This is a genomic window from Aeromicrobium halocynthiae (assembly GCF_039531385.1).
In the GTDB taxonomy this organism is placed as follows: domain Bacteria; phylum Actinomycetota; class Actinomycetes; order Propionibacteriales; family Nocardioidaceae; genus Aeromicrobium; species Aeromicrobium halocynthiae.
Genome location: NZ_BAAAPY010000004.1, coordinates 221892 through 235862 on the forward strand (window position 1 = coordinate 221892; position 13971 = coordinate 235862).

13 protein-coding genes are annotated in these 13971 nt (G+C 71.9%); 7 read left to right on the forward strand and 6 right to left on the reverse strand.

Annotation, left to right across the window (positions count from 1 at the left end; genetic code table 11):
• Position 1: 1 nt before the first annotated feature.
• A complete protein-coding gene (locus ABD213_RS08160; protein ID WP_344326773.1) occupies positions 2 to 244 on the reverse strand; it encodes a mycoredoxin in 243 nt (80 codons plus the stop codon).
• A gap of 88 nt (positions 245 to 332) precedes the next feature.
• Between ABD213_RS08160 and ABD213_RS08165 the strand changes: the two genes are divergently transcribed.
• Entirely contained in the window at positions 333 to 2339 is a 2007-nt protein-coding gene (locus ABD213_RS08165) for an ATP-dependent helicase (RefSeq protein WP_344326775.1), read from the forward strand.
• Here the strand turns inward: ABD213_RS08165 and ABD213_RS08170 are convergent.
• Entirely contained in the window at positions 2323 to 3219 is an 897-nt protein-coding gene (locus ABD213_RS08170; RefSeq protein ID WP_344326778.1) for an ArgP/LysG family DNA-binding transcriptional regulator, read from the reverse strand. The genes ABD213_RS08165 and ABD213_RS08170 overlap by 17 nt on opposite strands.
• A gap of 69 nt (positions 3220 to 3288) precedes the next feature.
• Here ABD213_RS08170 and ABD213_RS08175 point away from each other — a divergent pair, with 69 nt between their 5' ends.
• Entirely contained in the window at positions 3289 to 3945 is a 657-nt protein-coding gene (locus ABD213_RS08175) for a LysE/ArgO family amino acid transporter (RefSeq protein ID WP_344326781.1), read from the forward strand.
• Positions 3946 to 3962: 17 nt separating this feature from the next.
• Here ABD213_RS08175 and ABD213_RS08180 read toward each other — a convergent pair whose 3' ends face one another.
• Both ABD213_RS08180 and ABD213_RS08185 read right to left on the reverse strand, forming a co-directional pair.
• Positions 3963 to 5318, reverse strand: a complete 1356-nt coding sequence (locus tag ABD213_RS08180; RefSeq protein ID WP_344326784.1) for an ABC1 kinase family protein — start codon at positions 5316 to 5318, stop codon at positions 3963 to 3965.
• A 29-nt stretch (positions 5319 to 5347) separates the two neighbouring features.
• On the reverse strand, positions 5348 to 6148 hold the full coding sequence (locus tag ABD213_RS08185) for a hypothetical protein (protein WP_344326786.1): 801 nt from the start codon (positions 6146 to 6148) through the stop codon (positions 5348 to 5350).
• A 283-nt stretch (positions 6149 to 6431) separates the two neighbouring features.
• On the opposite strand from ABD213_RS08185, the gene ABD213_RS08190 reads away from it, so the two are divergent.
• On the forward strand, positions 6432 to 6929 hold the full coding sequence (locus ABD213_RS08190; protein WP_344326788.1) for a M48 metallopeptidase family protein: 498 nt from the start codon (positions 6432 to 6434) through the stop codon (positions 6927 to 6929).
• On the opposite strand, the gene ABD213_RS08195 is transcribed toward ABD213_RS08190, so the two are convergent.
• Positions 6901 to 7428, reverse strand: coding sequence for an NUDIX hydrolase (locus ABD213_RS08195; RefSeq protein WP_344326791.1), 528 nt, complete (start codon positions 7426 to 7428; stop codon positions 6901 to 6903). The two genes, ABD213_RS08190 and ABD213_RS08195, sit on opposite strands and share 29 nt — an antisense overlap.
• Positions 7425 to 8753, reverse strand: coding sequence for a zinc-dependent metalloprotease (locus ABD213_RS08200; protein WP_344326793.1), 1329 nt, complete (start codon positions 8751 to 8753; stop codon positions 7425 to 7427). Before ABD213_RS08200 ends, ABD213_RS08195 begins: the two co-directional genes overlap by 4 nt.
• Before the next feature lie 81 nt (positions 8754 to 8834).
• Here ABD213_RS08200 and ABD213_RS08205 point away from each other — a divergent pair, with 81 nt between their 5' ends.
• Genes ABD213_RS08205 through ABD213_RS08220 form a run of 4 tightly spaced genes read left to right on the forward strand, consistent with a single transcriptional unit; the run spans position 8835 to position 13969 of the window.
• Positions 8835 to 9263 (forward strand): molybdenum cofactor biosynthesis protein MoaE, encoded by a 429-nt coding sequence (locus ABD213_RS08205; RefSeq protein ID WP_344326795.1) that lies wholly within the window; start codon positions 8835 to 8837, stop codon positions 9261 to 9263.
• A gap of 55 nt (positions 9264 to 9318) precedes the next feature.
• Positions 9319 to 10419 (forward strand): YlbL family protein, encoded by a 1101-nt coding sequence (locus ABD213_RS08210; RefSeq protein WP_344326797.1) that lies wholly within the window; start codon positions 9319 to 9321, stop codon positions 10417 to 10419.
• On the forward strand, positions 10410 to 10970 hold the full coding sequence (locus tag ABD213_RS08215; RefSeq protein ID WP_344326799.1) for a PPA1309 family protein: 561 nt from the start codon (positions 10410 to 10412) through the stop codon (positions 10968 to 10970). The genes ABD213_RS08210 and ABD213_RS08215 overlap by 10 nt, the downstream gene beginning before the upstream one ends.
• 59 nt (positions 10971 to 11029) lie before the next feature.
• Entirely contained in the window at positions 11030 to 13969 is a 2940-nt protein-coding gene (locus tag ABD213_RS08220) for a UPF0182 family membrane protein (RefSeq protein ID WP_344326801.1), read from the forward strand.
• The last annotated feature ends 2 nt before the right edge of the window (positions 13970 to 13971 follow it).

A 13971-nucleotide genomic window follows, 5' to 3' on the forward strand; every position in this document is an offset into this window, starting at 1 on the left:
CTCAGGCGTCGAGCTTGGCCTTCACCTGTGCGACGGAGGGGTTGGTGAGGGCGGAGCCGTCGGCGAAGACCAGGGTGGGGACGGTCTGGTTGCCGTCGTTGGCCTTCTCGACGATCGTGGCCGAGGCCGGGTCCTGCTCGATGTCGACCTCGTCGAACTCGATGCCCTCACGCTTCAGCTGGCTCTTCAGGCGGTGGCAGTAGCCGCACCAGGGAGTGGAGTAGAGGGTGAACTGGCCGCTCATGAAGTGTCTCCTCAGACGTCTAGGCTTGTCCCGGTCAACCACCGGGACACCCCCACAGATTCCCACGCCGTGCCCAACCAGGAGGACGATGACCGACGCCGAGGCCCTGCTGACGCCTCTCGATCCCGAGCAGCGGGCCGCCGCGGAGGCCCTGCGTGGGCCCGTCTGCATCGTCGCGGGTGCGGGCACGGGCAAGACGCGAGCCATCACGCACCGCATGGCCTACGGCGTCGCGACGGGCCTGTACGAGCCCACCGAGGTCCTCGCGCTGTCGTTCACCACGAAGGCCGCGGGCGAGATGCGCGAGCGGCTTCGACGTCTCGGCGCCGGGGGCGTGCAGGCACGGACCTTCCACTCCGCGGCCCTGCGGCAGGCCCGCTACTTCTGGCCCACGGTCTACGGCACCGAGTTTCCCGAGATCAGCGCGTCGAAGTTCGGCCTCGTACAGACCGCGGCGAGCCGCAACGGCCTTCGCGGCCTCGACCGTGCCGTCGTGCGGGACGTGGCCGCGGAGATCGAGTGGGCCAAGGTGAGCAACATCGCGCCCGCGGACTACGCACGCGTCGCTCCGCGACGTCAGCGTGAGGTCGCCGACCTCACCGCGTCGCAGATCAGCGGGCTGATGGTCTCCTACGAGGACATCAAGCGCGAGGCCAACCGGATCGACATGGAGGACATCCTCCTCGTCACCGCCGCGATCCTCGCCGACGACGACCGCATCGCCGCGCGGGTGCGCAGCCAGTACCGCTGGTTCGTCGTCGACGAGTTCCAGGACGTCAACCCGCTCCAGTCGATGCTGCTGGACCTCTGGCTCGGCGGCCGCGACGACGTCTGCGTCGTCGGCGACCCCCGGCAGACGATCTACTCCTTCGCCGGTGCCTCGCCGATGATCCTCGGTGACTTCACCGACCGGCATCCCGAGGCCACCAGGATCGAGCTCGTCCGCAACTACCGCTCCACGCCGCAGGTCGTGGCGGTCGCCAACGCCGTCTTCGGCCGTCGCGGCACGCCGGGGCGGGCCCTGGAGGCGCAGAACCCCAGTGGCGAGCCCGTGCGCTACCTCGGCCACCCCGACGAGCCCGCTGAGGCCGCATCGGTCGCCGACGACATCGCCGCACTCCACCGGGAGGGGACCCCCTACCGCGAGATGGCGATCCTGTTCCGCATCAACGCGCAGTCGGAGTCCTTCGAGGAGGCTCTCGGCGAGCGCGGCATCCCCTACACCCTGCGTGGCGTCACGGGGTTCTTCGAGCGGAGCGAGGTCCGACAGGCTGTCACCCTGCTGCGTGGAGCGGCGCGCGGCGGCCTGCAGGAGCACGACGGCTCGGTCGTCGCGGAGACCCGGGCGGTGCTCTCGGGCATCGGCTACACCGACACCCCGCCCTCCGGGGCGGGCGAGACGCGCAACCGTTGGGAGTCCCTGCACGCGATCGTCTCGATGGCCTCCGACCTCGCCGATGAGGACTCTGCCGCGGGTCTCACCGAGCTCGTCGCCGACCTCGACCGACGCGCCGCTACTGCGCACGCCCCGACGGCCGACGGCGTCACGCTGGCCACCCTCCACTCGGCCAAGGGCCTGGAGTGGGACGCGGTCTTCTGCGTCGGCATGCACGAGGGGATGGTTCCGAGCGTGCACGCGGACACCCCCGCCGCCGTGGAGGAGGAGAGGCGCCTGTTCTACGTCGGTGTCACGCGTGCGCGCCGTAGGCTCTCGATCTCCTGGGCGAGGGCGCGCAAGACCGGTGGTCGCCAGGGCCGCGGCCCCACCCGCTTCCTGGACTCCCTGCTGCCGCCGGACCACCCGTCCCGCGGGGCGGCCGCTCCGCCCGCCCGCGCCAGGAAGCGCACCGCCGCGGTCCTCGAGCAGCTGGAACCGGCCGACCGCGCCCTGTTCGAGCGCCTCAAGCAGTGGCGCACCGAGACCGCCGGTGCCGCCAAGGTGCCGGCCTACGTCGTCTTCTCCGACGCGACCCTGCTGGCCCTGGTCGAGCACCGCCCTCGCGACGAGCGCGCGCTCGCGGTGGTGCCCGGGGTCGGCGCCACGAAGCGCCAGCGGTACGGCGCGGAGGTGCTGGAGCTCATCGCCGGGACGTGACCGGGGCCAGGGCTCCGTCGTCGGCGAGCACGGCGGCGGTGAGGCGGTCGAGGAGTCCCGAGCTGTCGGTGGGGTGCTGCCACCACAGCTCGACGAGCAGCGTGTCGTCGCCGAGACGCTGCACCCGTCCGTCCGCGACCAGCGCGGCGGCCTGCACCTGCGGCAGCAGCCCCCACCCGAGACCCAGCTCCACGGCGCGGACGAAGCCGCCGGACGACGGCACCCGGTGGACGGGGCCCTCGACGGGGCGTCCGACGTAGCGCTCGGCCAGCCACCTCCTCTGGAGGGCGTCGTGACGGTCGAAGTCGACGCGCGGACCGACGTGCACCGCCTCCTGCGTGGAGGCCGTCGCCCACCGCTCGAGCCAGCTCGGTGCCGCCACGGCGACGTACTCCATCGCGCCGATCGCGCGCACCCGGCAGCCGGACACCGCATCGCGCCGCGCGGTGACGGCGGCCGTCACCACCCCGTCCTCCAGCAACGGGGCGGTCTGCTCCTCGTCGGCGGTCCGCAGGTCGAGCACGACGTCCTCGTCGGCGGTGAGGGCCGCGATGCGCGGGAGGAACCAGGTGGCGAGGGAGTCGGCGTTGACGGCGACCGGCAGGGTGGTCGGGCCCTCCGGGTCCACGCCGAGCTCGACCCGGAGGTCGTGCTCGATGACGGCGAGCCGCTGGGCGTGCCTTAGCACGGCCCTCCCAGCCGTCGTCGCCCGCACCGGCTTGGAGCGCACGAGCAGCCGGTGCCCGGACTGCTGCTCCAGCAGCTTGACCCGTTGGCTGACGGCCGACGGCGTGACGTGCAGACGGCGGGCGGCCTGCTCGAGCGTGCCGGCGTCGACGACGGCGGCGAGCGTGCGGACGAGCACGGGATCCCATGACATGAAGTGATGCTAATGCAGGCCAAGGAATCTTCGCTGGCTCTTCACCTGAGGTCGGCCTAGCGTGGCCGCATGACCAGTGCTCTTCCCGGCTTCCTGACCGGCCTCGGCCTCATCGTGGCGATCGGAGCCCAGAACGCGTTCGTCCTGCGCCAGGGCCTGCGGCGTGAGCACGTCGTCCCCGTCGTGCTCGTCTGCGCGATCTCCGACGCGCTGCTCGTGGTCGCGGGCGTGGCCGGGCTCGGTCGCCTGCTCGAGGTCGCCCCCTGGTTCGAGCCGGCGGCGCGGTGGGCGGCGGTGACCTTCCTGCTCGCCTACGCCACGCTCGCGGCTCGGCGGGCGCTGCGACCGCAGGGAGCTGGGCTCGAGCCCAGCGGCGGGTCTGCGACGACGCCGCTCCCGGAGGGTTCGACGCGAGCCGTCGTCGTCATGACGGCGGCGTCGCGCTCGCGCGTGGTCGCGACGACCGTGGCCCTGACCTGGCTGAACCCCCACGTCTACGTCGACACCGTGCTCCTGCTGGGGTCGGTGGCCTCAACGCACGGCGACGACCGGTGGTGGTTCGCGGTCGGCGCCGTGGCGGCGAGCATCGTCTGGTTCACGGCGCTCGGTCTCGGCGCGCGATCGCTCGGAGGGGTGCTGCGCGGGCCCGCTGCGTGGCGGGCGATCGACGCGACGGTGGCGCTGATGATGCTCGCCGTCGCGGCGATGCTCGTCCGTGGCGCCTGAGCGCGACCGTCGGACCGTCAGGCGTCGGCGGCCGCGAACCCCGGGATGTTCTCCTCGAGGATCGCGGTGAACGGCGCGGTGGCGCCGAGCTGGCACAGCACGCCGACGCCGCCGAGCCACACGCGGTGGATGAGCAGGTACTCGGGCGGGAGGTTGATGCGCATCGAGGTCGAGAAGCCTTCGGACCCCGGTGTGCCGAGGCGTTGGGTCTGGCTGCGCAACCACTCACGGGAGAAGGTGAACCGGTCGACGGTGGCCGGTTCGACGAACGGGCCGATGTAGGCCGCCAGCACGTCGGCGTCGATCGACGTGCCCGGTCGCAGGAAGCCCTCGTCCCGCAGTCCCTCGGAGACGGCCTCGGCGTCCCCGTCGATGGCCGAGCGGAGCAGGGGGCCGATGGCCGGGGGGAGCCCGTCGGGGAGCTGGGCCACGGCGCCGAAGTCCACGACGCCCATCCGTCCGTCGGGCAGGACGCGGAAGTTGCCGGGATGCGGGTCGGCGTGCATCAACCCGGCACGGCGCGGACCCTCCAGGAGGAACCTGACGTAGAGCTCGCCGTAGTGGTCGCGCTCGTCCTTCGTGCCGTCCTTGATGATGCCGGCGAGGGAACCCTTGCTGTTCATCCACTCGGTGACCAGGACGGCGTCGCTGGCGTGGACGACGGCAGGGACGCTGACGACGGGATCATCTGCGTACGCCTCGTGGAACGCCTGCTGCGACGCCGCCTCGAGCTGGTAGTCGAGCTCCTCGTTCACCCGGTCCTGGAGCTCGGCGATCAGGGGCTTGACGTCGAGCCCGGGGGCGACGACGCCGAACATGCGTGACAGGCGGGCGAGCTGCTTGAGGTCCGATCGCAGTGCCTTGGCCGCTCCCGGGTACTGGATCTTGACGGCCACCTCGCGGCCGTCGTGCCACCGTCCGCGGTGTACCTGGCCGATCGATGCGGCGGCGGCGGGCTCGTCGTCGATCTCGACGAGCAGCTCGCGCCAGTCGTCGCCCAGGTGGGTGGCGAGCGCCCGGTGCACGACGGACGGTGGCATCGGAGGCGCGGCATCCTGCAGCTTGGTCAGGGTCTCGCGGTAGGGACCGGCGATCTCGTCGGGGAGCGCGGCCTCGAAGATGCTCATGGCCTGCCCGAACTTCATGGCGCCGCCCTTGAGCTGGCCGAGGACGCTGAAGATCTGCTCCGCGGTGCGGCGCTGCACCTCGGTGAGCACCGCGTCGGCGGGGGCACCGCCCAGGCGCCGTCCCATGCCGAGCGCCGTGCGTCCGGCGAAGCCGACGGGGAGCGAGGCGAGCTTCGCGCCGCGGGCGAAGGCCGAGCCCGGCAGTGAACCCTCGCGACGTCGCGGTCTGTCGGTCTCCTCGGCCATGGCTCGAGGATACGTCCGAACGCGTGAGCTCACCGGGCGCCGAGCAGCCAGCAACCGCACCGGTGGTGGAACGCGACCGGCTGGTGCACGTGCCACCCGTCGTCCTCGCCGTGCCGCAGCACGGCACCGACGGAACGAGGGCGCACCCCGAGCGCCGCGCGCACCACCTCGCGTCCCACGAGGGCCGCGGTCTCCCACGCGGCGGCGTCGCCCGCGCGATCACGCGCGGCGAGCAGGGGCGGGACCTCCAGCTGCGGCAGGACGGCGGCCCACTGCGGGTCGACGTCGATGCGTGCGAGGTCGGCACACCGCACGCAGGGGCTGTGACCGGGTGCCACGTACGGTCCGACCCGCCAACCCCGGCCGGTCCGCCGGACGAGCAGGTGCGGCCGGCCGTCGCGCACCAGGGCGTCGAGGAGGCTGCGCGGAGGCTCGTGGGAGCTGAGCTGCAGGACGAGTCCCGGCCCGTCCGGCCCGGCGGGGACGACCGGGAGGTCGTCGAGGCTCTGGCGCAGGACCGCCTCGAGGGCGGTGCACCCCGGCCCCGCGCGGAGCACGACCGTCAGGCGCGCGACGGGGCGGTCCGGGGCGACGGTGAGCACGCCGCGGGCCGCCAGCTCCTGCAGCACCTGCGGGACGTCGGCCGCGATGGACTCCTCGGCCATCGCCTGCAGGACACCGACGTCACGCACGCCGTCGAGGCACCGCAGGAGCGCGAGGAGACCGGGTCGGTCGGGCACGACGACGCCGGGATCGGTACCGACCAGGAGGTGGTGGGCGTCGCGGCGCACCACCACCGCACCGTCGACCAGTCGCGGGCGAGGACTCACGCAGTGATGGTGGGCCGCGAGGGTGGTCGCGTGCGAGCGGTCGTCCACACCCGTCGACGAGACCGGGCCCCGGACCGAGGCCTGCCTTCCCCTGCGGACCACGGCCGGGAGCCCGGCGGCCAAACGCTAGGGCAGGGCAACGGGCCCGTCAAACCCAGGACGCCAAGGAGGTTTGTCCACTCCTGTGGACGACGTTGGGGACAAGGTGTGTGAATCGCCGCGTCGAGGTGTGGACACCCGGTGGACGACCCGGGGTGTCACCGGTGAGCACTAGGTTGGCCGCATGGACGTGGAGATCCGGCGCAGCGCCCGTCGCAAGCGCAACATCACGGCGCGACGCGAGGACGGACGCACCGTGATCCTCATGCCTGCCGGCCTCAGCGTCGAGGAGGAGGAACGTCACGTCACCTCGCTGCTGGCCAAGCTGGACGCGCGCGAGCGACGACTGCACCCCGGCGACGAGGAGCTGATGGATCGAGCAGCACGCCTGTCCGAGACCTACCTCGAGGGCCGCGCCCGGCCCACCTCGATCCGCTGGGTCGCCAACCAGCAGCACCGCTGGGGCTCGTGCACCTCCGGGGCCGGCACGATCCGTCTGTCCGACCGGCTGCGGGGCATGCCGTCATGGGTGGTCGACGCGGTGCTGCTGCACGAGCTGGCGCACCTCATCGAGTCCGACCACGGCCCGCGCTTCCAGGAGCTCGTGCAGCGCTACCCCCAGCACGAGCGTGCCGAGGGCTTCCTGCAGGGCGTCACCTGGCAGTGTCCACCAGGGCCCTGAGCTCGTCGTCGACGGGTTCGGGGAGGTCGTCGGCGACGAACCACGCGACGGGGTCCTCACCGGGCCCGCGTCGTGGCTGTGCGGCGGACGGTGCGCGCACGCGGAACTGCACGTCCAGGTGGTGCGCCGGTTGGATCGGCCCGCACAGGGGCACGTGGTGCCGTGACAGCCGGACGGGTTCGGGATCGATGACGAGACCGTCGATGCCGGACTCCTCCGTCGCCTCGCGCAGGGCGGCCGCGGCGAGCGTCGTGTCGGTCGGCTCGCAGTGCCCGCCGGTCTGCAGCCACCGGCCGACCTTCGCGTGCTGCACGAGCAGCACCCGGTCGGCGTCGACGATCAGCGAGCTCGCCGTCAGGTGGTCGGGGTGGCACGAGCGCCACATGGCATCCTCGTGGCGCTCGAGGTGCCTCAGGTAGAGCCGGCGGAGTCCGTCCTGCTCGGCGCTCGGCGCCTGCCACGCCGTGAGGACCCGCTGGGCGTCCTCACGCAGGCTCACCGTCGGTCGCCGGCGTCGGACCCGTCGTCGCCCTGCTCGCCCTCGTTCAGGAGGGCGTCGAGCGCGGCGTCGAAGTCGTCACCCTCGGGCACCACGGGATCGCCGGCGGCGAAGCCCATCGGGTCGTCGAGGTCGGCACGCGTGGGCATCAAGTCGGGGTGGCTCCAGGCGGCGTCGCGCGCCTGCGCACCGCGCCGGTCGCGAACGGCGGCCCACAAGGTGGCGGCCTCGCGGAGCCGACGGGGGCGCAGCTCGAGGCCGACGAGGGAGGCGAACGTCTGCTCCGCGGGACCACCGGAGGCCCGCCGACGACGGATCGCCTCGGCGAGGGCTGCCGCCGAGGGCATCGTCTCGCGGGTGGCCTCGGCGACGACGTCGTCGACCCAGCCCTCGATGAACGCGAGGAGAGTCTCCAGCCGGTCGAGAGCGGCCTGCTGCTCGGGGGTGCGCTCCGGCTCGAACAGACCGCCTTGCATGGCCTCGGCGATGGCCTCGGGACGAGTGGGGTCGATGTCGCGCACCTGTGACTCGATCGCGGACAGGTCGATGCGGGTGCCTCGACCGAACTCCTCGACGGCGCCCACGAGCGCCGAGCGGAGCCATCCCGCGTGAGCGAAGAGGCGGTGGTGGGCGCACTCGCGCAGGGCGAGGTAGAGCATGACGTCGGCGGGTCCGTGCTCGAGTCCCTCGCCGAAGGCCGCGACGTTCGCGGGGAGAAGGGCCGCGACCGGGGTCTCGGTGAGCGGCAGGCCCACGTCGGTGGAGGAGACGACCTCCCCGCCGAGCACCGCCAGTGCCTGGCCCACCTGCTGGGCGAACATCGCGCTCCCGGCCTGGTTGAGCATGCCGATCAGCGGGCCGGCCAGGGCCTTGGCCTCCTCGGGCAGCGCCTCGCCCATGGCACCGACGACCGACTCCGCGATCGGGGTGATGAGCTGCTGCCAGGTCGCGGCCGTGGCCTCGACCCACTCCGCACGACTCCAGGCCGCACTCGTGGCGGCACCTGCGGGCAGCTCGGTCGCGCGATCGAGCCAGCTCTCCGCCAGGCGTACGGCATCGGCCACGGCACCGTCCTGCGTGCTCGTGGGACTGGGGTCCGGACCTGCGGCGGACAGGGCCCGACGCGCCGTGTCGCGGACGACCTCGAAGTTGACCGCGCCGTCCTGGGCGCCGCTGAACGCACGCTGCATCTGGCCGAAGAGCGCAGAGAGGTCGGGGGCCTGTCCGCCTGCGCCTCCCATCGCCGAGAAGAGCTGCTCCATGGGAGTGCCGGCGAACGGGTTCTCCCGGGGGTCGTCGGGGTGGGGGTCGCGGTCGTCAGCCATGGCTCCAGACTATCCACCGGTCCCATCGCACCACCGGTGCTCGCCCCGCGGGGTCCCGGTGCTGTCCGTAGGGTGTCGGCCATGACCCGCGTCAGACTTGCCGACGTCCGCGACTCGCCGTTGAGCCTCGACGAGGTCTTCGACGCCGTCCGCGACCCGGCCGCCGGCGCGGTCGTCCTGTTCACCGGGGTGGTCCGCGACCACGACGGGGACCGCGACGTCACGGCACTGGAGTACTCCGCGCACCCGAGCGCCGCGGATCGGCTGCGGGAGGTCGCCGAGCGCATCGCGACGTCCGAGGACGTCGAGGCCGTCGCCGCCGTGCACCGCGTCGGCGACCTGAGGGTCGGTGACCTCGCCGTCGTCGTCGCTGCCGCCGCGGGCCATCGGCAGTCGGCGTTCGTCGCAGCGCGACGTCTCATCGACGAGACCAAGGCAGAGGTGCCGCTGTGGAAGCACCAGCTGTTCGCCGCCGGCGACGCCGAGTGGGTCCATCCCTCGTCCCCCTGAGGCGTACCGCGCCCGGGCCCCCGGCGAAGTTGCGCCGATTCTCTACGCTGTAGCCGTGTCCGAGCCTTCCCCGTCGACTCCGGACCGGGTCGACGAGCGACGCCAGAGTCGTCACTACGTCGCCCTCGTCATGGCGGCGGTGAGCTTCGTCGCGTTGCTGTGCGTCGCGTACCTGGTGCCGGTGCCCTACGTGACGATGCGGCCCGGACCGGCGTTCAACACGCTCGGCGAGATCGACGGGACGCCGATGTTCACGTTCGCCGACGACGTCACGACCTACGAGACCGACGGCGCCCTCGACTTCACGACGGTCTCGGTCTCCAGCCCCGACCGGTCCGTGCGGATCTTCGACGCCATCGCCGGCTTCGTCGACGACGACGTGATGGTCGTCCCGCGTGAGTCGGTGTACCCCGACGGTGAGACCACCGACCAGTCGCGCGAGCAGGGTGCCGCCCAGCTCACCAGCTCCAAGGACACGTCCCGCGCCGCCGCGCTGCGCGCTGCCGGCTACGAGGTGACCGAGACCCCGCAGGTGGCGGGGGTGATCGACGACGGGGCTGCGAGTGGTCTGCTCGAGCCCGACGACCTCATCCTCGCCGTCGACGACGCGCCGGTGAGAGCATCGTCGGACGTCGTCGAGGCCGTCGGCAGGGTCGCGCCGGGGGACTCCGTCGTCCTGACGATCGAGCGCGGGGGGCAGGAGGAGGACGTCGAGGTCGTCACCTGGCCGGCACCGGACGACCCGGACCGTCCCCTCGTCGGCATCACCGTCGGCACGTCGTACGACTTCCCGATCGAGATCGAGAACAACGTCGGTGACCAGGTCGGTGGGCCGAGCGCCGGCATCATGTTCGCGCTCGCGATCTACGACCGCCTCACGCCGGACTCGCTCACCGGAGGTCAGCGCATCGCCGGCACCGGATCCATCGACGGCGACGGGCTGGTCGGTCGGATCGGCGGCATCCGCCAGAAGATGGCCGGAGCGGCCGCCGACGGCGCGACGATCTTCCTCGTGCCGACCGACAACTGCGCCGAGGCCGCTGACGGTTCCTCCTTCGGCATGACCCTCGTCGAGGTCAGCACCCTCGACGACGCCATCGACGCCCTCGAGACCCTCGCCGACGACCCGAGAGCAGAGGTACCCACATGTCGCTGAACGACCCGGACCTGACGGGGCCGGACCTCTCCGAGCTGCACCCCTCGACGCCGCTGCGCGAGGCCACGCTGGAGGTCGAGGAGCACGTCACCTCGGCGGGGTGGGACCAGCCGGCCCGGCTGTTCGCGCTCGTCGAGACGGCCCAGCTGCTGGCCAAGGAGCCCGAGCTCGCCGACCAGCTCGGCCTGGAGGCGGGCGGGTCGCCGGACGCCCTGACCCCGATCGAGCAGGAGCTGCCGCCCGACGGCGACCTCGAGTCGCTGCTCGTCGCGATCGAGTGGCCCGAGGCGGTGAGCGGCTGCGCCGTCGTGATCGAGCGGCTCATGCTGCCGCCGGAGGCCGAGGAGACCCTTCCCGACGACCCCGCGAAGCTGCGAGACGCCGTCGCCCAGCACCCCGATCGCCGGGAGGTGCGCCTCGCTGCCGCCGTCCTGCGCGACGGCAGCCGGCACAGCACCGTCCGGGCACGCTCGGACGACGACACCGCTCCACTCGAAGGGCCCGATCTGGTGCCCGGACTGCTGGCAGCACTCCACCAGACCCTGACATAGGCTCTAGGGCACCCCGCCCACCCGAGCCAGCCCCCCGACGATCCCCCGCCAGGAGCACCGTGAGCGACATTTTCGGAACCCCACCCCAACGACCGGAGCGGCCGAGCGGTGGCGCCGGGACCGTGGACCGCCGCCGCCGGGTGCTGGTGCCGACGCTCGTGACGCTCGCGGTCCTGCTGTTCCTCGGCTCGATCTTCATGAACGTCTACACCGAGCGGCTCTGGTTCGGCTCGGTCGACTACACGCAGGTCTGGAACACCGTCCTCCTGACGCGTGTGGGTCTTTTCGTCGGGTTCGGGCTGGTGTTCGCGCTGGTCGTGGGACTCAACCTGTTCCTCGCGTACCGGTTCCGTCCGGACCAGGTGCCCACCCCGACCCGGGCCGATCCCGCCTACCGCTACCGCCAGACGCTGACACCGGTCATCAAGCCGGCCTTCCTGGGCGCCATGGCGCTGCTGACGATCTTCGCCGGGTCCGTCGCAGCCGCCCGGTGGGAGACGTTCCAGCTGTGGCTCAACGGCACGGCCTTCGGGACGACCGACGCGCACTTCGGCCGGGACATCTCCTTCTTCGTCTTCGACTACCCCTGGTTCCGCTTCGTGGCGTCCTTCGCGTTCGCTGCGATCGTGCTGTCGGTGATCGGCGCGGCGTTCGTGATGTACGTCTACGGAGGCTTCCGGGTCCAGGGCAGGGGAGCGAAGTTCACCCGGGCCGCCCAGGTGCACCTCGCGGTGCTCGTGGGCTTCGGCGTCCTGCTGCGCGCCTTCACCTACTGGCTCGACCGGTACGGGCTGGCGGTCGCCGACGGATCGCTGTTCGACGGCATCGGCTTCACCGACGCCAACGCGCGCATCCCGGCCTACAACATCCTCATCGGCGTCGCCGTCGTCTGTGCGCTGTTGTTCTTCGCCACGGTCTTCATCCGGTCGTGGGTGGTGCCCGGGATCGGTCTCGGTCTGCTGCTGCTCACGTCGGTCCTGCTCGCGGGCATCTGGCCCTACCTCATGCAGTCCTTCCAGGTGCGGCCCTCCGAGCCGGACCGTGAGGGACCCTTCATCGCGCGCAACATCGAGGCCACGCGCGAGGCGTACGGCGTCTCGGGCGTCGAGATGGAGGACTACTCCGCAGCGACCACCCTCTCGGCGGAGGAGGTGCGTGAGTCAGCGGAGTCGCGCGTCAGCACCCGTCTGCTCGACCCGACGCTCATCTCGCCGGCCTTCCAGCAGCTCCAGCAGGTGCGCGGCTACTACACGGTGCCGCAGACGCTCGACGTCGGCCGCTACCGCCTCGACGGCGAGGACCTGCCGCAGGACGTCATCATCGCCGCCCGCGAAGTCAACCTCGACGGCCTCCAGCCGAACCAGCGCAACTGGGCCAACGACCACACGGTCTACACCCACGGGTACGGCATCATCGCCGCGCGAGGCAACCAGCGCGGACCCCAGGGCGAGCCCGTCTGGGTCCAGCGCGACATCCCGCCGGTCGGTGAGATCGACACCGAGATCCCGCCGCGGATCTACTTCGGCGAGAACTCCCCGGTCTACTCCATCGTGGGCCGCCCCGACGGTGCCGACCCGATCGAGGTCGACATCCCGCGCGGCGGTTCCGGTGGCGGTGACGGCGAGGGCAACGTCACGCAGAACGTGTACGACGGCGAGGGCGGCGTCGAGGTCGACAACATCTTCCGCAAGGTGCTGTACGCCTTCCGCTTCGCCGAGCCGAACATCGTGCTGTCCGAGCGCGTCGGCGAGAACTCCAAGATCCTCTACGACCGCCACCCCCGCGACCGCGTCGAGAAGGTCGCCCCGTGGCTGACGGTCGACGGCGACGTCTTCCCGGCGGTCGTCGACGGCCGGGTCGTGTGGATCGTGGACGGTTACACGACCAGCAACCACTACCCGTACTCGGAGAAGCGGTCGCTGCGCGAGGCCACCGCGGACACGCTGACCACCGGGCCCGCGCAGGCAGCGCTCCCGTCGGACCAGGTCAACTACATGCGCAACTCCGTCAAGGCCGTCGTCGATGCTTACGACGGCACCGTCGACCTCTACGCGTGGGAAAAGGACGACCCGATCCTGCAGACCTGGATGAAGGTCTTCCCCGACACGGTGCAGCCGCGCGACGCCATCAGCGACGGTCTGATGGAGCACCTGCGCTACCCGGTCGACCTCTTCAAGGTCCAGCGCGACGTCCTGACGCGCTACCACGTCACCGACGCGGCCACGTTCTACGAGGACGGCGAGCGCTGGCGCGTGCCGGAGGACCCGGCGAACTCCAACGACACCTTCCAGCCGCCGTACTACCTGACGGTGGCGCGGCCTGGCCAGGAGGACCCGATGTTCTCCCTGACCAGCGTGTACACGCCGCAGAGCAGGCAGAACCTGGCGTCGTTCATGTCGGTCAACTCCGAGTCGACCGACGACGAGTACGGCACGATCCAGATCCTGCAGCTGCCGAGCGACACGCAGGTGCCGGGCCCGAGCCAGATCGCCAACACCTTCAGCGCCGACCGCGGCGTGACGCAGGCACTGCTGCAGTTCCGCCAGTCCGACGCGACGGTGCTCAACGGCAACCTCCTGACGCTGCCGGTCGGTGACGCGCTCCTGTACGTCCAGCCGGTGTACATCCGGCGGTCGGCCGAGGACGGCTCCTACCCGCTGCTGCAGTTCGTGGCGGCGTCGTTCGGCGACGAGGTGGGCTTCGGCCAGACCCTCGAGGAGGCGCTGGACGTCGCACTCGGCCTGGAGGAGGGCAGCGTCCCGGACATCGACGAGGAGGCACCGCCAGAGGATCCGGACGGTGCCGCGGTGCCGGACGACGACGCCGGTGACGACGCGGGGACGCCGCGGACGGTCGCGGAGTACCTCGAGGACGCGTCGCGCTTCTACAGCCAGGCGCAGGCCGCCCTCGCCGACGGCGACCTCGCCACCTACCAGCAGCGGATCAACCAGATGAACGCTGCGGTCGAGGACGCACAGGACGCCCTCGGGGACCAGTGAGG